The 19,187-nt window shown below is 32.8% G+C and carries 15 protein-coding genes and 1 riboswitch; of the genes, 12 read left to right on the forward strand and 3 right to left on the reverse strand.

Going from position 1 to position 19,187, the window contains the following annotated elements:
• Positions 1-80: 80 nt before the first annotated feature.
• The 12 genes from ACH5TX_RS15275 (at position 81) to ACH5TX_RS15330 (ending at position 14,712) form a co-directional block, all read left to right on the forward strand.
• The gene (locus ACH5TX_RS15275) at positions 81-1,328 is read left to right on the forward strand and encodes a sulfate adenylyltransferase subunit 1 (protein ID WP_439340356.1); all 1,248 of its coding nucleotides are present in this window, start codon (positions 81-83) and stop codon (positions 1,326-1,328) included.
• A gap of 47 nt (positions 1,329-1,375) precedes the next feature.
• Entirely contained in the window at positions 1,376-3,469 is a 2,094-nt protein-coding gene (locus ACH5TX_RS15280) for a ferredoxin-like domain-containing protein (RefSeq protein ID WP_439340357.1), read from the forward strand.
• A gap of 12 nt (positions 3,470-3,481) precedes the next feature.
• Complete coding sequence (gene cobA / locus ACH5TX_RS15285; protein WP_439340358.1) at positions 3,482-4,246, forward strand: uroporphyrinogen-III C-methyltransferase; 765 nt, start codon at positions 3,482-3,484, stop codon at positions 4,244-4,246.
• A gap of 1 nt (position 4,247) precedes the next feature.
• Positions 4,248-4,871 (forward strand): precorrin-2 dehydrogenase/sirohydrochlorin ferrochelatase family protein, encoded by a 624-nt coding sequence (locus ACH5TX_RS15290; RefSeq protein WP_439340359.1) that lies wholly within the window; start codon positions 4,248-4,250, stop codon positions 4,869-4,871.
• 21 nt (positions 4,872-4,892) lie between these two features.
• Positions 4,893-5,948: an NAD(P)/FAD-dependent oxidoreductase gene (locus tag ACH5TX_RS15295; protein ID WP_439340360.1), complete on the forward strand. Its 1,056-nt coding sequence runs from the start codon at positions 4,893-4,895 to the stop codon at positions 5,946-5,948.
• A gap of 244 nt (positions 5,949-6,192) precedes the next feature.
• Positions 6,193-6,933: a serine O-acetyltransferase EpsC gene (gene epsC, locus ACH5TX_RS15300; RefSeq protein ID WP_439340361.1), complete on the forward strand. Its 741-nt coding sequence runs from the start codon at positions 6,193-6,195 to the stop codon at positions 6,931-6,933.
• Positions 6,920-7,810, forward strand: a complete 891-nt coding sequence (cysM, locus tag ACH5TX_RS15305; protein ID WP_439340362.1) for a cysteine synthase CysM — start codon at positions 6,920-6,922, stop codon at positions 7,808-7,810. Before epsC ends, cysM begins: the two co-directional genes overlap by 14 nt.
• 102 nt (positions 7,811-7,912) lie before the next feature.
• Positions 7,913-8,027: riboswitch (SAM riboswitch) on the forward strand.
• A gap of 53 nt (positions 8,028-8,080) precedes the next feature.
• A complete protein-coding gene (locus ACH5TX_RS15310; protein ID WP_439340363.1) occupies positions 8,081-9,085 on the forward strand; it encodes a homocysteine S-methyltransferase family protein in 1,005 nt (334 codons plus the stop codon).
• Positions 9,085-11,760, forward strand: a complete 2,676-nt coding sequence (gene metH, locus ACH5TX_RS15315; RefSeq protein WP_439340364.1) for a methionine synthase — start codon at positions 9,085-9,087, stop codon at positions 11,758-11,760. Before ACH5TX_RS15310 ends, metH begins: the two co-directional genes overlap by 1 nt.
• A gap of 113 nt (positions 11,761-11,873) precedes the next feature.
• Positions 11,874-12,830 carry a methylenetetrahydrofolate reductase [NAD(P)H] gene (gene metF, locus ACH5TX_RS15320; protein WP_439336740.1) on the forward strand — a complete coding sequence of 319 codons (957 nt, stop codon included), beginning with the start codon at positions 11,874-11,876 and terminating at the stop codon, positions 12,828-12,830.
• Positions 12,831-12,864: 34 nt separating this feature from the next.
• Entirely contained in the window at positions 12,865-13,962 is a 1,098-nt protein-coding gene (locus tag ACH5TX_RS15325; protein ID WP_439340365.1) for an acyloxyacyl hydrolase, read from the forward strand.
• A gap of 3 nt (positions 13,963-13,965) precedes the next feature.
• Entirely contained in the window at positions 13,966-14,712 is a 747-nt protein-coding gene (locus tag ACH5TX_RS15330) for a head GIN domain-containing protein (RefSeq protein ID WP_439340366.1), read from the forward strand.
• Here the strand turns inward: ACH5TX_RS15330 and ACH5TX_RS15335 are convergent.
• The 3 genes from ACH5TX_RS15335 to gldA form a co-directional block, all read right to left on the reverse strand.
• Entirely contained in the window at positions 14,698-15,885 is a 1,188-nt protein-coding gene (locus ACH5TX_RS15335) for an acetate/propionate family kinase (protein WP_439340367.1), read from the reverse strand. The genes ACH5TX_RS15330 and ACH5TX_RS15335 overlap by 15 nt on opposite strands.
• A gap of 2 nt (positions 15,886-15,887) precedes the next feature.
• A complete protein-coding gene (gene pta / locus ACH5TX_RS15340) occupies positions 15,888-17,978 on the reverse strand; it encodes a phosphate acetyltransferase (RefSeq protein ID WP_439340368.1) in 2,091 nt (696 codons plus the stop codon).
• 172 nt (positions 17,979-18,150) lie between these two features.
• Positions 18,151-19,047 (reverse strand): gliding motility-associated ABC transporter ATP-binding subunit GldA, encoded by an 897-nt coding sequence (gldA, locus tag ACH5TX_RS15345; protein WP_439340369.1) that lies wholly within the window; start codon positions 19,045-19,047, stop codon positions 18,151-18,153.
• Positions 19,048-19,187: the final 140 nt, after the last annotated feature.

The following is a 19,187-nucleotide window of genomic DNA, read 5'->3' on the forward strand; positions in this document are numbered from 1 at the left end:
TCCGCGAAGGCGGAAATCTTTTAAAATGAATTAAAAATTAGGCTAGCAGCCAAAAGCTAAAAGCCAACAGCATAAAAAGTATGGAAGTATTAAAAATTGCAACCGCAGGAAGTGTAGATGATGGAAAAAGTACGTTAATAGGACGTATTCTTTACGATACAAAATCATTGACTTCAGATAAGTTAGAAGCTATAGAGAAAACAAGTAAACAACGTGGATACGATTACTTAGATTTTTCTTTAGCAACAGATGGTTTGGTTGCCGAAAGAGAACAGGGTATTACTATTGATGTAGCGCATATCTATTTTTCAACAAAAAAGAAAAGTTACATTATAGCAGATACACCAGGTCATGTAGAATATACGCGTAACATGGTAACAGGAGCTTCAACATCGCAAGCGTCTATTATTTTAATTGATGCTAGAAAAGGTGTTATTGAGCAAACCAATCGTCATTTTTTCATCAATAACTTATTAAGAGTTAAGGATGTGGTTGTGGCTATTAATAAAATGGATTTAGTTGATTATTCTGAAGAAACTTATAATAAAATTAAGGCTGATTTTTCTGAATTAATGAGCAAAAGAGATTATCAAGATCAAAAAATCACATTCATTCCTGTAAGTGCTTTAAAGGGAGATAATGTTGTAAATAAAACTGATAAAATGCCTTGGTATACAGGTGACGCTTTACTTCAACATTTAGAAGATTTAGATAAAGCAGATATTTTTAATGTAGGTACACCGCGTTTTCCAGTACAATATGTAATTCGTCCAAAAACTGAAGATTTTCATGATTATAGAGGATATGCAGGTAAAGTGTATGGAGGTAACTTAAGTGTTGGTGACGATATTATTGTATTACCATCAAAAACAAGATCTAAAATAAAAGATATTTATTTCTATGATGAAAAGTATGAAACGGCTTCTAGACGTTCTTCTGTAACCATCACTTTAGAAAACGATATCAATGTAAGTCGTGGAGACATGATTGTTAAAGAAGGTGATTTGCCAACTATCGAGAAACAATTTACAGCAAATGTATGTTGGATGGATGCAAGCCAGTTAACAGTTGGAGGGAAGTACCTAGTACAACATGGCGTTAATAAGGTGTTAGCAAAGGTTGATAGAATTAATCATAAAATTCATCCAGATTATTCTGGTATAGATACAGAAGCAACATCGTTAGGAGTTAATGATATTGCATCAGTATCCTTCAAATTAAATAAACCAATTTTTTACGATCAATTTAAAAATCATAGAACGAATGGTTCTTTCATTTTAATCGATCCACAATCAAACAACACGGTTGGAGCAGGTTTTATTCAGTAAAAAATAATTAAAAATTCTTTTCTAATAAAGAGAAGGTCAGGTATATCATGCAAAGTTTTAGAACAGAAATAGAAAATCCAATAGTAGAAAAGGATATCATAGAATTAGCAAATAAAATTGAGCTTTTTCATAATGGTAAAATTGACGAGGAAAAATTTAGAAGTCTTCGTTTAGCTCGTGGTGTTTACGGTCAGCGACAAGAAGGCGTGCAAATGATTCGTATTAAAATACCTTACGGAAAATTAAAGAGTAACCAATTACGTAGAATTTCTGAAGTGTCTGATGAATATTCTCGTGGTCGTTTACACATTACAACCCGTCAAGATATTCAAATTCACTATGTCGATTTAGATAGAACACCTGAGCTTTGGTCTGAATTAGAGAAAGATGAAGTTACTTTACGTGAAGCCTGTGGTAATGTAGTAAGAAATGTAACAGCTTCTGAAACGGCGGGGATTGATGTAAACGAACCGTTTGATGTATCGCCTTATGCAGATGCCTTATATAAATTCTTTTTACGTAACCCTATATGTCAAGAAATGGGACGTAAATTTAAAGTGTCTTTTTCTTCAACAGATGAAGATACTGGATTGTCTTATCTGCACGATATTGGTTATATAGCCAAAACACAAAACGGTGTTCGTGGTTTTAAAGTAATGGTAGCTGGCGGACTTGGATCGCAACCACGTCATGCAGATGTGTTGTTCGATTTTGTTGAAACCGATAAAATTATTCCAATTATGGAAGGTGTTTTAAGAGTTTTCGATCGTTATGGTGAACGTAAAAGTCGTGCTAAAGCGAGAATGAAATTCTTATTAAAAGATATCGGGTTAGAAGCTTTTAGAGAATTAATTGCTGAAGAACAAAAAGCTATTGAGTTTAAAAGCGTTGCTATTGATGCTGATGCTTATGAGGCTTCAAAACCAGTTTCGGTTGAAGCGCCACAAGTAGAGATAAAAGATCAAGCAGCATTCGATTTATGGAAATCAACGAATATTATTCCTCAAAAACAGGAAGGATATGTTGCTATAGGAATTAAAGTGCTTTTAGGTGATTTTTATACAGATAAAGCACGTTTATTAGCTGATTTAGTTGATAAGTATGGTGCTGGTGAAGTACGTTTAACATTACGTCAAAATATAGTTATTCCTTTTGTAAAGGAAGATTTAGTACCGTTTTTCTACACAGAATTAGAGAAGTTAGGATTTGTAGAAGCTGGTTATAATAAAGCAGTCGATATTACAGCGTGTCCAGGTACAGATACTTGTAATTTAGGTATTGCTAGTAGTACAGGAATTGCTGAAGAATTGGAGCGTGTTATTAAAGCAGAATATCCACAATATTTAAAAAACGAAGATCTTGTTATAAAGATTAGTGGTTGTATGAATGCCTGTGGTCAGCACAATATGGCAAACATAGGTTTTCAAGGTATGACGGTTAGAACACCAGATAAATTAGTAGCCCCAGCGTTACAAGTTTTATTGGGTGGTGGAAATTTAGGAGATGGAAACGCTGCCTTTGCTGATAAAGTAGTAAAAGTACCAAGTAAAAGAGGTCCAGAAGCTTTAAGACTTATTTTAAATGATTTTGAAGCGAATGCTAATGGAAAACCATTTGTAGAATATTATAAAGAAAAAGGAGAAAAGTATTTTTATGATTTCTTAAATGATTTACAAGACGTTACTAATTTAACTCAAGAAGATTTTATCGATTGGGGCGAAGAAGAAAAATACGTTAAGGAAATAGGAATTGGAGAATGTGCTGGTGTAGTTATCGATTTAATTGCAACTTTGTTTTTTGAAAGTGAAGAAAAAATTGACAATGCTAAAGAAGCCTTTGAAAATGGCGTGTATTCAGGAGCTATTTATTATGCTTATCAATCGTTAGTTAATTCCGCGAAAGCGTTATTATTAGCGGAAAATAAAAAGACAAATACACATGCTGGAATTATTACTCAGTTTGATGAACTTTTTGTTGAAGGAGGGAAAATTGATTTAGGAACGTCGTTTTCAGAATTGATTTATCAAATTAATAAGAATGCACCAACTAAAGATTTTGCTGTAAATTATATAGATAGTTCAAATAAGTTTTTAGCAGCAGTTAGAACTTACAGAGAAGCAGAACAAAGCAAATTAGCATAAGCGAGCATAAAAATGAGTTTAAAAACCCCAAAGCTAACAGTAGTAGGCGCAGGACCAGGAGATGTAGATTTAATTACGCTTAAAGCAATTAAAGCAATTAAGTCTGCCAATGTGGTGCTTTATGATGCGCTTATTAATGAAGCCTTATTAGAGTATGCTAATAATGATGCGGAATTAATATTTGTGGGTAAACGAAAAGGGTGTTATGCATTTCAGCAAGATCAGATAAACGAGCTTATTGTTTCTAAAGCAAAAGAAAAAGGGCATGTGGTACGTTTAAAAGGCGGAGATCCTTTTATTTTTGGACGAGGTGCAGAAGAGATTGATTATGTCAGGCAGTTTGGTTTAGAAACTTTTGTGGTTCCGGGAATTTCATCGTCTATGGCAGTTCCGGCTTCCCAAGGGATTCCTGTAACAAAGCGTGGTGCTTCAGAAAGTTTTTGGGTTATTACTGGTACAACAAAAAAGCATCAATTATCTGGCGATGTGTTTTTAGCAGCTAAATCTACAGCTACGGTTGTTATTTTAATGGGTATGAGTAAACTGAGTGAAATTGTAAAGATTTTTTCAGAAGAAAATAAGCAAGATGTTGCTGTGGCTATTATTCAAAACGGTACTAGAGATAACGAAAATGTTGGTATTGGAACCATTGCTACTATAGAGGAAATTGTTGCAGAAAAACAATTAGCTAATCCTGCTATTATTGTTATAGGAGATGTGGTGAAAGAAAGAGCGGTATTAACATCTGTTTACAAAGAAGTTAACAAAAATTTGTAGTATGCTATCTGAAGCCGATAAAATAAAAGCATCAAGTTTAGTTGAGGAAGAAAGGAATAATTTATACCCTATTTTTCTAAAAACTAAAAGCTTAAACATCCTTATTGTTGGAGGCGGATACGTAGCTGAAGAGAAATTAACGTTTCTTTTAAATTCAAGTCCAGATGCACATGTCACTATGGTGTCTCCAATGTTTAGAGAAGGAACCATTGCTTTAGCTAAGACAGGAGATGTAAAACTTATAAAAAAGAAATATAAAAAGCGTTATTTAAAAGGAAAGCATATGGTTGTTGCAACGACCGATATTCCAGAAGTTAATGTTAAAGTTCATAAACATTGTCGTAAAAAAAGTATTTTAGTAAATGTAGCAGATAATCCACCATATTGCGATTTTTATATGGGAGGTATAGTTACAAAAGGCAATGTAAAAGTGGCTATTAGTACAAACGGAAAGTCGCCAACAACAGCTAAACGATTACGTCAGTTTTTCGAGGATGTTATTCCAGAAAATGTAGACGATTTGGTTAAGAATTTAAATGAATATAGAAAAACAATAAAAGGTGATTTTGAACAAAAAGTGGAAACGCTAAACGAATTTACCAAAGGATTAATTGAAAAAAAATAAGTTATTAAAAGAATAGCAGAAATGATTAAAACAGATATAATAATAATTGGTGCGGGACCAACAGGATTATTTACAGTATTCGAAGCTGGATTATTAAAACTTAAATGCCATTTAATTGATGCATTACCACAACCTGGTGGACAATGTTCGGAGTTATATCCTAAAAAACCTATTTATGATATTCCTGGTTTTCCAGAAATATTAGCTGGCGATTTAACTAAGAATTTATTAGAGCAAGGTAAACAGTTTGAGCCCGGATTTACTTTAGGTGAGCGTGCAGAAACTGTTGAAAAACAAGAAGACGGTACTTTTATTGTAACTACAAATAAGGGTACGCAGCATCAAGCGCCTGTAGTAGCTATTGCTAGTGGTTTAGGAAGTTTTGAACCTAGAAAACCACAACTTGAAAATCTTGCTAAATACGAAGATAAGGGTGTTGAATATATGATAAAAGAGCCAGAAATATATCGTGGTAAAGATGTCGTAATTGCTGGTGGAGGTGATTCTGCATTAGATTGGAGTATCTTTTTATCAGACGTTGCAAAAAGTGTAACACTTATCCATAGACGTAACGAGTTTAGAGGGCATTTAGATTCTGTTGAGAAAGTACAGGAACTAAAAAATGCAGGAAAAATTAATTTAATTACACCTGCTGAAGTTACAGATATTATAGGTGATGGTAAGGTTGAGGCTATTGAAATCAAGAAAAAAGATGAAGATCCTATTGTTTTAAAAACAGATCATTTTATTCCATTATTTGGGTTGTCTCCTAAATTAGGACCTATTGCTAATTGGGGTCTAGAAATTGAAAAAAATGCTATAAAAGTTAATAATGCATTAGATTATCAAACGAATATTCCAGGAATATTTGCAATTGGAGATGGTAATTTTTATCCAGGTAAATTAAAGTTAATTCTTTGTGGTTTTCATGAAGCTACAATAATGTGTCAAGCAGCTTATCAAATTATTAATCCAGGAAAAAAATACGTTTTAAAATATACAACGGTTAGTGGTATTGATGGTTTTGATGGTTCTCGTAAAGAAGCGCCTAAAGCAGTTGTTCAAGTTATTAGTTAAGTATTAGCAAAAATAAACGACTTAAGAAGTACAATCCTGCAAGGTTTTAAAACCTTGTAGGATTTAATATTTAATTGAAAATAATTTCCCTAGGCTTTGCATTGGGTTTCCATTGAAATTGTCATTCCCGTGAAAACGGGAATCTAAATATAGAATTTTGGTTTCAAGAAATTTTATATTAAAAGTAAGATTTACAAGGATATGTTTTACTTTTATAAATCAAATTTCATAACAAATTATAAAGATGAAAAGTTATAATGTTTGTTTAAAGGATACGGTTAAAACGTTTACTAAAAAATTGTTTTATTCTTTGTTCGATTGTGAGCAAGAAGAAGCACATAAAGAATATTTAGAAAAAACATTTCTTAAAATAGTTTCTAAGTTAGAGATAGAAAACGGAAAAGCAATATGGGAGAGCTTTAAAACCGAGCTTCCAGAGATTAGACGTCAATTAGATCTCGATGCTATTGCATTTGAAAATAACGATCCAGCTTCACACTCTTTAGCTGAGATTTATATGGCATATCCAGGTTTTTATGCGATTTCAATTTATAGATTAAGTCACGCGCTTTATAATTTAGATGTTTATATTTTACCTAGAATGATGAGTGAGTATATTCATGGAATTACAGGTATAGATATTCACCCTGGAGCTACTATTGGCGAATCATTTTATATAGATCATGGTACAGGTATTGTTATTGGCGAAACCTCAATTATTGGAGAACACGTTAAAATTTATCAAGGGGTAACCTTAGGAGGTATTTCGGTAGCTAAAAGTTTGGCATCCACAAAACGACACCCTACTATTGAGGATAATGTATGCATATATGCTAATGCTACTATTTTAGGTGGTGATATTGTTATTGGAGCCAATAGCATTATTGGAGCTAATGTTTGGATTACCCAATCGGTTCCAGAAAATTCGTTGGTAACCTACCAAACTGAAATTAAAATTAGACCAAAAAAGAATGGCATACGGTAAAACAATACTTGATCAAATAGGTAATACACCTATTGTTGAAGCAAGTCATATTTTAAATAAAAAAGGTGTTCGGTTATTTTTGAAACTTGAAGGCGACAACCCTGGTGGTAGTGTTAAAGATCGTGCTGCTTTTAATATGATTAGTGAAGCTTTAAAGCGAGGCGATATTAAAAAAGGAGGCACATTAGTGGAAGCCACTAGCGGAAATACAGGTATTGCATTGGCATTTATAGCACAATTACTAGGATTGAATATGGTACTAATAATGCCTGAGAATTCGACCGTAGAACGCGTGAAAACCATGCGTGCTTATGGTGCTGAGGTTATATTAACTTCTGCCGATGTAGGTATTGAAGGCTCTAGAGATTTAGCTTTTAAATTACGAGATGAAAAAGGGTATATCTTGTTGAATCAGTTTGAAAATAACGATAACTGGAAAGCGCATTACAAAACCACTGGACCTGAAATATGGAGAGATACAGAAGGTGAAGTAACACATTTTGTATCGGCTATGGGAACTACAGGAACCATTATGGGAACTTCTACCTTTTTAAAAGAACAAAATAAAAGTATCACTATTGTTGGGGCTCAACCTGCCGATGGCGCAAGAATTCCGGGAATTAGAAAATGGTCACCAGATTATGTGCCTAAGTTTTTCAATCGCTCTAAAGTCGATGTTGTAGTTGATGTAACTGAAGAAGATGCTAGAAAAACTACACAGCGTTTAGCAAAAGAAGAAGGTGTTTTTGCAGGCATGAGTAGTGGTGGATCTGTGTTTTGTGCTTTAGAAATAGCAAAGTCAATAGAAAAAGGTGTTATAGTCGCCATTATTTGCGATAGAGGCGATCGGTATTTATCATCTTCTTTATTCGAATAGATTTCAAATTAGATAATCCTGCAAGTAAAAAAGACCTTGTAGAATAAGGAAAACAAAAATATAGTTAGTATTTTTGTTCGCTAGTTCATAAACGTATTAATAATGTTATCAAGAAAGGTAGAGGGACTAGACCCGTTGAAACCTTGGCAACCCTTTATCTTGTAAAGAAGGTGCTAAATTCTACTAATAATTTAATTGGTTATTGGAAAGATAACGAAAAGTGTTTCTTTTACTTTTCTTGATGACATACAGATATAAATTATCAAAAAAATGTCAAACATAAAACAAGCTTTACAAGAACGTATTTTAGTGCTAGATGGTGCTATGGGTACTATGTTACAAGCTTATAAATTTACCGAAGAAGATTTTAGAGGCGAACGCTTTAAAGATTATCCAACGCCACTGCAAGGTAATAACGATTTATTGTCTATTACCCAACCAGAAGCGATTAAAACCATTCATGGTAAATATTTTGAGGCTGGAGCTGATATTGTTGAAACTAATACGTTTTCAGGAACTACTATTGCTATGGCAGATTACCAAATGGAAGATTTGGTATATGAGCTTAATTTTCAATCGGCTAAAATTGCAAAAGAAGTTGCAGACGAATTCACAAAAAAAGAACCAAACAAGCCTCGTTTTGTAGCAGGTTCAATAGGTCCAACAAACCGTACGGCGAGTATGTCGCCAGATGTAAATGATCCAGGCTATAGAGCCGTAACTTTTGATGAATTGCGTATTGCATACAAACAACAAGTAGAAGCTTTAGTTGATGGTGGTGTTGATTTGTTGTTGGTTGAAACTGTGTTTGATACCTTGAATGCTAAAGCAGCATTGTTTGCTATTGAAGAAGTAAAAGATGAAAGAGGTATAGATATTCCTATCATGTTAAGTGGTACGATTACCGATGCTTCTGGTAGAACCTTATCGGGGCAAACAGCTGAAGCATTTTTAATTTCAGTATCTCATATTCCGTTATTAACTATTGGATTTAACTGTGCATTGGGAGCAAATTTATTGCAACCGCATTTAGAAGCTATTGCTAATAAAACAGATTTTGGAATTTCAGCACATCCTAATGCAGGCTTACCTAATGCTTTTGGAGAATACGATGAAACTCCTGAAGAAATGGGAGAGCAAATAGAAGAATATTTAAAGAAAGATTTAATAAATATTATTGGCGGTTGTTGTGGTACAAGTCCAGAACATATTAAAGTAATTGCAAATATTGCTGCTAAGTACAAGCCAAGAAAAACGCTAGAAACGATAGATTAATGAAAGTGAAGCAAACAAAATATATGAAGCTGTCTGGTTTAGAACCTTTGATTCTAAACGAAAACAGTAATTTTATAAACATTGGTGAGCGTACTAACGTAGCAGGTTCTCGAAAGTTTTTACGATTAATAAAAGAAGAGAAGTTTGATGAAGCTTTAGATATTGCACGTCATCAGGTAGATGGTGGCGCACAAATTGTCGATATTAATATGGATGATGGCCTTATTGACGGAAAAGAGTCTATGGTGCGTTTTCTAAATTTAATTGCAGCCGAACCAGATATCAGTCGGGTTCCTATGATGATTGATAGCTCTAAATGGGAGATTATTGAGGCAGGATTACAAGTCGTGCAAGGTAAATGTGTGGTAAATTCAATTTCTTTAAAAGAAGGTGAAGAGAAATTTATTTGGGAAGCTAAACAAATTAAACGTTATGGTGCTGCTGTTATAGTGATGGCTTTTGATGAAGTTGGGCAAGCCGATAACTACGATAGAAGAATAGAAATTGCAAAACGATCGTATGATGTTTTAGTAAACGAAGTAGGTTTTCCTTCGGAAGATATTATTTTCGATTTAAATATATTTCCTGTAGCAACAGGAATGGAAGAACACCGAAGAAATGCTATCGATTTTATTGAAGCAACACGTTGGGTGCGCGAAAATTTACCAAATGTAAGTGTAAGTGGAGGGGTAAGTAACGTGTCTTTTTCATTTAGAGGAAATAATGGCGTTCGCGAAGCCATGCACAGTGTGTTTTTATATTATGCGATTCAAGCAGGTATGAATATGGGTATTGTAAACCCAGCACTTTTAGAAGTGTATGATGATATTCCTAAAGATTTATTAGAGCATGTTGAAGATGTTATTTTAGACAGAAGAGACGATGCTACCGAACGATTATTAGATTTTGCAGAAACGGTAAAAGGTTCTAAAGCGGAAAAAACAGTTGATTTATCGTGGAGAGAAAATCCTGTTCAAGATAGAATTACCCATGCTTTAGTTAAAGGAATTGATGCTTATATTATTGAAGATGTAGAAGAAGCAAGACAAGTAGCTGCTAAGCCTATTGAGGTTATTGAAGGTCATTTAATGATTGGTATGAACGTAGTCGGCGATTTGTTTGGCGCAGGAAAAATGTTCTTGCCACAGGTAGTGAAATCGGCACGTGTCATGAAAAAAGCGGTTGCCTATTTAAATCCGTTTATTGAAGCAGAAAAAGGCGATAAACAAGAGCCTGTTGGTAAAATTTTAATGGCAACGGTAAAAGGCGATGTTCATGATATTGGTAAAAATATTGTGAGTGTGGTATTGGCATGTAACAATTACGAGATAGTTGATTTAGGCGTTATGGTACCGCCAGAAAAAATTATTGAAACAGCAATAAGTGAGCGTGTAGATGCTATTGGGTTGTCAGGTTTAATTACGCCATCACTTGATGAAATGGTGTATTTGGCAAAAGAAATGCAACGTCAAGATTTTAATGTGCCGTTACTAATCGGTGGTGCAACAACATCAAAAGCACATACAGCGGTTAAAATTGATACCCAGTATAATAATGCGGTAGTTCATGTTAATGATGCATCAAGAGCAGTTACTGTGGTTGGCGATTTATTGAATAAGAAAACGTCGCATGAATATGTGGCTAAGATGAAGAAGGATTATGATGAGTTTCGAACTAAGTTTTTAAAACGAGGCAAAGAGAAATCGTATATTTCGATAGCAGAAGCAAGACGAAAAAAGTTTAAAATAGATTGGAATACGTCTGAAATTGTAAAGCCTAAAGAATTAGGTGTTCAAATGTTGAAGCAATTAAGTTTAAAGGAATTAGAGCCTTTTATTGATTGGAGTCCGTTTTTTAGAAGTTGGGATTTACATGGTAAATATCCTAATATTTTAACCGATGAGGTTGTAGGAGAACAAGCTTCGGAGTTGTTTAAAGATGCTCAAGCGATGATAAAAGAAATTATTGCGAAGCAATTATTAAAGCCTAGAGCTGTTTTTGGATTGTTTGAAGCAAATTCAAACGATAAAGACGATATTTCTATTCAGAAAAAAGGAAAAGAAGTTGCAGTGTTTAGAACCTTGCGTCAGCAATTAAAGAAAAGAGATGGTATTCCAAATATAGCATTGTCTGATTTTATTGCACCAAAGGACACAGGAAAGACCGATTATATGGGCGCTTTTTGTGTTGCTATTTTTGGAGCACAAGAATTAGCCGATAGTTATAAAGCCAAAGAAGATGATTATAATGCCATTATGGCGCAAGCCATTGCCGATCGTTTTGCTGAAGCTTTAGCCGAGTATTTACATAAGCAAGTACGGACGAAGCATTGGGGTTACGATTCTGATGAAGGTTTAACCAATGACGATTTAATAAAAGAAAGTTATAAAGGGATTCGTCCAGCACCAGGCTATCCTGCATGTCCAGATCATTTAGAAAAGGAAACGATTTGGGAATTGTTGGAGGTTGAAAAAATAATAGGTGTTACTTTAACCGAAAGTTTAGCCATGTGGCCAGCTGCAGCAGTTTCAGGATATTATTTTGGTAATCCTGAAGCTAAGTATTTTGGTTTGGGTAAAATTACAGATGACCAAGTAACAGATTATGCCGTTAGAAAAGGTATTGGGAAAGATAAAGCTAGAAAATGGTTGCATCCTAATTTAGCAGAAGAATAAAAAGCCCCTTCCAGCCTCCTCAGAGGGGAGGAGAAAGAAAGGATAGTGAAAAATAAATAAGAATTAAATATTACCCCGTGAAAGCCCCTCCTTTGGAGGGGTTGGGGAGGCAAATGAAAGTAACAGATCACATAAAAAAAGCAAACGGGAAAACATTATTTTCTTTTGAAGTTATACCGCCTAAAAAAGGGAAAAATATTCAAGATTTATATAATAATATAGATCCGTTAATGGAGTTTAAACCGCCATTTATTGATGTAACAACGTCTAGAGAAGAATATATTTATATTGATAAAGGCAATGGACTTCTAGATAAGCGTATTACCCGTATGCGACCAGGAACGGTTGGTATTTGTGCGTCTATTATGCACAAATATGGTGTAGATGCTATTCCGCATTTACTTTGTGGTGGTTTTACAAAAGAAGAAACGGAGTATGTATTGGTTGATTGTCATTATTTAGGGCTAGATAATGTAATGGCTTTACGTGGCGACTCGATGAAAGATGAACCGTATTTTAAGCCTGTTGCAGGAGGAAATGCTTTTGCAAGTGAATTGGTGTCACAAATTAGTGATTTAAACAAGGGGAAATATTTACATGACGATGTAAAGGTTGAGCATAATGCCGATTTTTGTATTGGTGTAGCGGGTTACCCTGAAAAACATATGGAAGCACCGTCTTTAAAAACCGATTTAAGAAGGTTAAAAGAGAAAGTAGATGCAGGAGCTGATTATGTGGTTACTCAAATGTTTTTTGATAATAAAAAGTATTTTGATTTTGTTGAAAAAGCTAAAGAAGCAGGCATTAATGTGCCTATTATTCCAGGTATAAAGCCTATTGCTGTAAAACGTCATTTACAAATATTACCTCAGGTATTTAAAATTGATTTACCAGAAGATTTAATTAATGCTGTTGAAGGGTGTAAAGACAATAAAGCTGTAAGGCAAGTAGGAATTGAGTTTGCTATTCAACAATCTAAAGAGCTAAAAGAGGCTGGTGTACCGTTTTTACATTATTATTCTATGGGAAAAAGTGATAATGTGCATGCTATAGCATCGGCATTGTTTTAATTTATACTTTAGCATTTTATATCTAAATATATTAATGAAGTTATTTTTAAGTAGTGTTTTACTTTTAATATCATTTTTTGTTTTTTCTCAAGAAAAACAACATACATCATATATTGATGTAAATTATTTTAAAGGTAATATCGCGGTCCATAATACAGATATTCTTCATTTAGTGCAAGGACATCCAAAAGGTATTATTTTAAGTTGGAATAAAAAAACATATGGTTTTAATAATTGGGAGCAGCGTTATAATTATCCTGATTATGGAGCAACATTTGTTTCTCAAGATTTTAAGAATAATGTTTTAGGAAGCAGTTATGGATTATATGCGCATTACAATTTCTATTTTTTAAAGCGAAATTTAATGTTTCGTATTGCTCAAGGTCTTGCTTATACAACCCATCATTATGATAAAGTCGATAATTATAGAAATTATGCTTTTGGATCACACCTTTTAAGTAGTACACTTATGATGCTTAATTATAAAAAGGAACGCATTATAGATAGGTTTGGTATACAGACAGGTTTTTCACTAATTCATTACTCTAATGCGAATGTAAAAGCACCAAATGCAAGCACAAATACCATTGCTTTTAATCTTGGAGTTACATATGATTTAGATAATGAAATTCCAGAGTTTGTTAATACTTTAGAAGGAGTAAAAGAAAAATTTGCACAACCTATAAAATATAATTTGGTATTTAGAGGAGGTGTAAATGAAAGTGATGTGGTTGGTAGTGGGCAATTTCCATTTTATATAGTTTCAGCTTATGCCGATAAGCGTATTAACGTTAAAAGTGCTTTGCATTTTGGAACCGATGTGTTTTTTTCAAATTTTTTAAAGGAGCTTATTTATTATAAAAGTGTTTCTTTTCCAGAGGAAAATGTGACTGGAAATGAAGATTATAAACGTGTTGGCGTTTTTGTAGGTCATGAGCTATTTATTAATAAAAGTTCATTAATTACTCAATTAGGATATTATGTATATTATCCGTTTGATTTTGAAGGAAGAGTTTATTCTAGAATTGGGTTAAAACGTTATTTTACTAATAAATGGTTTGGTGCTTTAACGCTTAAAACGCATGGCGCTAAAGCGGAAGCTGTTGAATTTGGTATTGGAGTTCGATTATAAGACATGAAGAAATTAATTTACATACTAGCCTTAATTATTGTATTTGCTTGTGATAGTGAAAATGCAGGTGATTGTTTTCAAAAAACAGGGGCTATTATTAGTGAAGAAATGAGTCTTTCTTCATTTGATAAAATACTAGTTAATCGTGATATTGAATTAATTATAAAAGAAGGACCAAATCAAAAAGTGGTTATTGAAACAGGTGAAAATTTACTTAATGATGTTGAAGCTATTGTTGTTGATGGAAAATTAACGCTTACCGATAATAATACTTGTAATTATGTGCGTAATTATGGAGTAACTAAAGTATATGTTACAGCTCCAAATATAAAAGAGATAAGAAGCTCTACACAATATGATGTTAAGTCTGATGGTGTTTTAACCTACCCTTCACTTACTGTATTGTCTGAAGATTTTAGCCTTCCAGGAAGTATTACAAGTGGTAATTTTGTTTTAGATATTGATAATAATTCCTTTAACTTGGTTTTTAATAATTTGTCAAATTGCTATGTTTCGGGTAAGACGAATAGCTTAAATGTTACATTCGCTTCTGGAACATCTAGATTTGAAGGCGCAGATTTAATGGCGCAAAACGTACAATTATGGAATAGAAGTTCTAACGATATTATTGTGAATCCTCAATTATCAATAACAGGGAAAATATCTGGTACGGGTAATGTTGTTGCATTAACCAAACCAGATATTATAGATGTTGAAGAAGTTTATAAAGGTCGATTAATTTTCAAATAAAATAACAGACTGTTTTGCAATTTCTAGTTCTTCGTTTGTCGGAATTACAAAAATTTTAACTTTAGATTCTTCTTTATTTATTGTTCTAATACCATCAGATCTTGTTTCATTCTTTTTAGCATCTAACTCTATGCCTAAAAAATCTAAATCTTTACAAACAAGTTCTCGCATATATTGAGAATTTTCACCAATACCAGCAGTAAATACAATAGCATCTAGTCCATTTAAAATGGCTGCATAACTACCAATGTATTTTTTAATTCTGTAAGTATTCATAAGCAATGCTAATTGACATTCTTTATTGCCTTTTGCGGCTTCATCTTGAATATCTCTTAAGTCGCTATGACCTGTAAGACCAAGCATCCCGCTTTTTTTCTGAAGTAAGGTGTTTATCTCTTCTAAGCTATAATCTAATTTTTCTGCTAAATGAAATACAATAGCTGGGTCTATATCTCCAGAACGAGTTCCCATAATTAATCCGCTAACAGGAGAGAAACCTAAGGTATGATCGATACTTTCTCCATCTTTTATGGCGGTCATACTACATCCATTTCCTAAATGGATAGTAATAATTTTAGAAGTTGATTTGTCTAAAGATTCTATTGCTTTTTCTGAAACATATTTATGACTTGTACCATGAAATCCGTACAAACGAATGTGGTGTTTTTCTAATAACTCATTAGGAATAGCATATTTATAGGCGTGTTTTGGTATAGATTGATGAAAAGCTGTATCAAAAACGGCTACTTGTTTTGCGTTTGGAAAAATATCTTCTGCTACTTCAATACCTTCTAAATTGGCAGGGTTATGAAGAGGAGCTAATGACGATAATGCTTTTATTTTTTCTTTTACGTCTTTAGTAATCTCTGTAGTTTCGCTAAAGTGTTTACCACCATGAACGACTCTGTGTCCAACTATAGTAATGTCATCGGCCGATTTTATAATCCCTGAATTTTTATCTAAAAGTTGATTGGCTAATAACTTTAATCCTGTTTTGTGATTTAATATTTCAGATTCAAATTCAACAGTTAATTTTTGAGTTTTGAATTTGAATTTAGCATCTTTAAAACCAATACGTTCAATTAAACCAGAACAAAGTATGGTTTCATCTGGCATTGAGAATAATTGGAATTTTAAGGAAGAACTTCCTGAGTTTAAAACTAATACTTGCATAATTATATTTCTTGGGCTTGAATAGCTGTTATAATAACTGTACTATAAATGTCATCTGAAGTACAGCCTCTACTTAAATCGTTTACGGGTTTGTTTAGACCTTGTAACATAGGTCCAATTGCTAATGCTCCGGTTTCACGTTGCACAGCTTTATAAGTGTTATTTCCTGTATTTAAATCTGGGAAAATTAAAACACTTGCTTGTCCTGCTACTTCAGAATCTGGTAATTTACTTTTACCAATACGCATATCTACTGCAGCATCATATTGAATAGGTCCTTCAATTTTTAAAGCTGCTTCTTGTGCTTTAACAATCTCGGTAGCTTCTCTTACTTTATCAACTTCAGCTCCTTTTCCAGACGCTCCAGATGAATACGAAAGCATAGCAACTTTAGGGTCTATTCCAAAGTTTTCAGCAGTTTTTGCCGAAGAAACTGCTATTTCAGCTAATTGCTCTGCATTTGGATTTGGATTTATAGCGCAGTCTCCAAAAATAGAAACTCTATCTTCTAAGCACATAAAGAATACCGATGATACAATGTTAACACCTGGCTTTGTTTTTATAAATTGTAAAGCAGGGCGTAATGTATGTTGTGTAGTATGTACAGCACCAGAAACCATACCATCTGCATGACCTTTATGAATCATCATAGTAGCAAAATATGAAACATCAATCATGGTGTCTCTAGCCATTTCAAGAGTAATGTTTTTATGTTTTCTTAGTTCATAAAATGTATTTGTATAATCTTCAAAATGAGGAGACTCAAGAGGCCACACTATGTTTACATCATTAATATCTAAAGCTATGTCGTATTTCTCAATGCATTCTTTTATTTTAGCCTTTTCTCCAATTAATGTTAAGTCAACTACATGAGCATCAATTAGTTTTGCTGCTGCTCGTAAAACACGTTCGTCATAACCTTCAGGAAGTACAATGTGCTTTTTGTTTTTTAATGCACGTTGAAGTAAATTATATTGGAACATTCTTGGAGTGAATATTTCAGATTCAAAAGTGATTAATTTATCGGCTAATTTATCGGTATTAACATGCTTTTCAAATGTAGAAATAGATGTTTGAATTTTTTCAGTATTTTCAGCATATATTCTAGATTTTATTTTACCAATAGAATTGGTAATTGAAAATGTACCACCTTTTACACTAATAATAGGTACAACACTTGAAAGTCCTTCTATTAATTTTAAAATAGTGTCTTCAGGAATTAATCCACCTGTTAAAATAATACCAGATATTTTTGGGTAATTTGTTGAAATATGTGCTTGTAATGCACCTAAAATAATATCTGCTCTATCTCCTGCAGTAATTACTAATGAGTTTTCTTTTAAATGATTAAGGTAATTACGTAATTGCATGGTACCTACACCAAAATTTTCAACTTGATTGTTTACCATATCCTTACCAAAAAGGATGTTTCCTTCTAGTGCTTTTACAATTTCTTTAATAGTAGGACTTGCTAAACTTCTAATTTTAGGAATCACACTTATATCTGTACCTTCATTAATACGTTCTTTTAAAAGCGTTTTTAATGTTGATACATCTTCAGTTTTGATTTTATTTGTCATGATAGAAAGCACATCTACTTCTTCTTTAAAAGTATCATGAGCTAACTGAACATTGTCTACAATTTCTGGAAGTTTTATGTTATCACCTTGAGAAACAATAATAACAGGAAGTCCTAAGTTTTTAGAAATTAAGATGTTGATGTCTAATTCTAAACTAGAATTTTCATGCGAAAAATCGGTGCCTTCAACAAGTACAAAATCAAAACGTTCTTCAAGATATTTGTATTTTTTTATAATTTCATCAATAACCTCACCAGCTTTTCCTTTGTTGTATAGGTCTAGTACTTCACTTCTAGTATAAGCAAAGGTTTTTTTGTAATTAATATCTATTTCAAAATGTGAGATAATCGTATTTATATGATTATCCATTTCTCCAGTTTCAGTGTCTTCTATAATAGGTCTAAAATACCCTACTTTAGCTATTTTTCCTAAAAGCATTCGCATTAGGCCCAGTACAACAACAGATTTTCCACTGTTAGGTTCTATAGTTGCAACGTAAATTCCCTTACTCATTTTTTTTATTGTTATAGGTTAATCGATTACATTTTATTTAGGTTAAATAAAAATGTATCTGATGACGCAAAATTAGTGTCTTCATATATTGGTAAAGATGATATTTATCATATCTTAAGAAAACGTTTATTAAATACCCGTTTTTTAATTAAAATTCAAGAAATTAGAATAATTATTTAGTTGTTAAATCTCTAAAAAGAGTTTCTAAACTTGTGTTTTTTTGGTTTAGTTGAAGTATTTTTAATTGATTGTCATGAGCGAAATCAAAAACATATGATCTCATATCTTTTGAGGTCTCAAAGGTAATTTCATAAACAAAATCATAAGTGTTTACAACGTTTTTAACTTTAGGGAGTTTTCGTAAAAAAGCATCTTCAACGCGATAATCAAATTCTACAATAACGGTTTGCTCTTTACTTTCTCTTAGTTCGTTTAATTTTTTATCGGCTACAATTTCTCCTTTATTAATAATAATAACACGGTCGCACATAGCTTCTACTTCTTGCATTATGTGCGTAGAAAGAAATACGGTTTTAGTTTTACCAATGGATTTTATTAGATTTCTAATATCTACTAATTGATTTGGGTCTAATCCTGTGGTAGGTTCGTCTAGAATTAGTACCTCCGGATCGTGTAATAAAGCATTCGCTAACCCAACACGTTGACGGTATCCTTTAGAGAGCTGTCCAATTTTTTTATGCGCTTCTGGTGTTAATCCAGTAAGTTCAATAACATCTTTAATTCGTTTTTTAGAAACCTTATATATGTTAGCATTAAATTCTAAATATTCTTTAACATACATCTCTAAATAGAGTGGATTATGCTCTGGTAAGTAGCCTACACTGTGTTGTACGTTCTGCGAATTTTCATTAATATTATATCCATTTACTTTAGCAGAACCATCATTAGCATTAATATAGGTGGTCAAAATTTTCATCATAGTAGATTTTCCAGCGCCATTTGGACCTAAAAAACCAACTATTTCTGGTTTATTTACTTTAAAAGAAATATTATTTAAAGCTTTTTGGCTGCCATAAAGTTTTGTGATACCTGATACTTCGATAGACATATTATAAATTATTTGTTCAAAAATAATGATTATCTATCGGAATCATTGTTTTGCTGTAAAATCTTTAAAACTTTTAATAAAAATGAAAAAAAGATTTTATACTATTTTGATTTCTTTAAAAAAGAATTACTTTAGCACCG

The sequence above is a fragment of the Thalassobellus citreus genome, from assembly GCF_044385915.1.
In the GTDB taxonomy this organism is placed as follows: domain Bacteria; phylum Bacteroidota; class Bacteroidia; order Flavobacteriales; family Flavobacteriaceae; genus Thalassobellus; species Thalassobellus citreus.

Coding starts and splice junctions, on each gene's coding strand:
- ACH5TX_RS15290 (WP_439340359.1), top strand. CDS start 4,248: ATGCTATCTGAAGCCGATAAAATAAAAGCATCAAGTTTAGTTGAGGAA.
- gldA (WP_439340369.1), bottom strand. CDS start 19,047: ATGTCTATCGAAGTATCAGGTATCACAAAACTTTATGGCAGCCAAAAA.
- ACH5TX_RS15310 (WP_439340363.1), top strand. CDS start 8,081: ATGTCAAACATAAAACAAGCTTTACAAGAACGTATTTTAGTGCTAGAT.
- cysM (WP_439340362.1), top strand. CDS start 6,920: ATGGCATACGGTAAAACAATACTTGATCAAATAGGTAATACACCTATT.
- ACH5TX_RS15275 (WP_439340356.1), top strand. CDS start 81: ATGGAAGTATTAAAAATTGCAACCGCAGGAAGTGTAGATGATGGAAAA.
- epsC (WP_439340361.1), top strand. CDS start 6,193: ATGAAAAGTTATAATGTTTGTTTAAAGGATACGGTTAAAACGTTTACT.
- ACH5TX_RS15335 (WP_439340367.1), bottom strand. CDS start 15,885: ATGCAAGTATTAGTTTTAAACTCAGGAAGTTCTTCCTTAAAATTCCAA.
- ACH5TX_RS15330 (WP_439340366.1), top strand. CDS start 13,966: ATGAAGAAATTAATTTACATACTAGCCTTAATTATTGTATTTGCTTGT.
- ACH5TX_RS15280 (WP_439340357.1), top strand. CDS start 1,376: ATGCAAAGTTTTAGAACAGAAATAGAAAATCCAATAGTAGAAAAGGAT.
- cobA (WP_439340358.1), top strand. CDS start 3,482: ATGAGTTTAAAAACCCCAAAGCTAACAGTAGTAGGCGCAGGACCAGGA.
- ACH5TX_RS15325 (WP_439340365.1), top strand. CDS start 12,865: ATGAAGTTATTTTTAAGTAGTGTTTTACTTTTAATATCATTTTTTGTT.
- metF (WP_439336740.1), top strand. CDS start 11,874: ATGAAAGTAACAGATCACATAAAAAAAGCAAACGGGAAAACATTATTT.
- pta (WP_439340368.1), bottom strand. CDS start 17,978: ATGAGTAAGGGAATTTACGTTGCAACTATAGAACCTAACAGTGGAAAA.
- metH (WP_439340364.1), top strand. CDS start 9,085: ATGAAAGTGAAGCAAACAAAATATATGAAGCTGTCTGGTTTAGAACCT.
- ACH5TX_RS15295 (WP_439340360.1), top strand. CDS start 4,893: ATGATTAAAACAGATATAATAATAATTGGTGCGGGACCAACAGGATTA.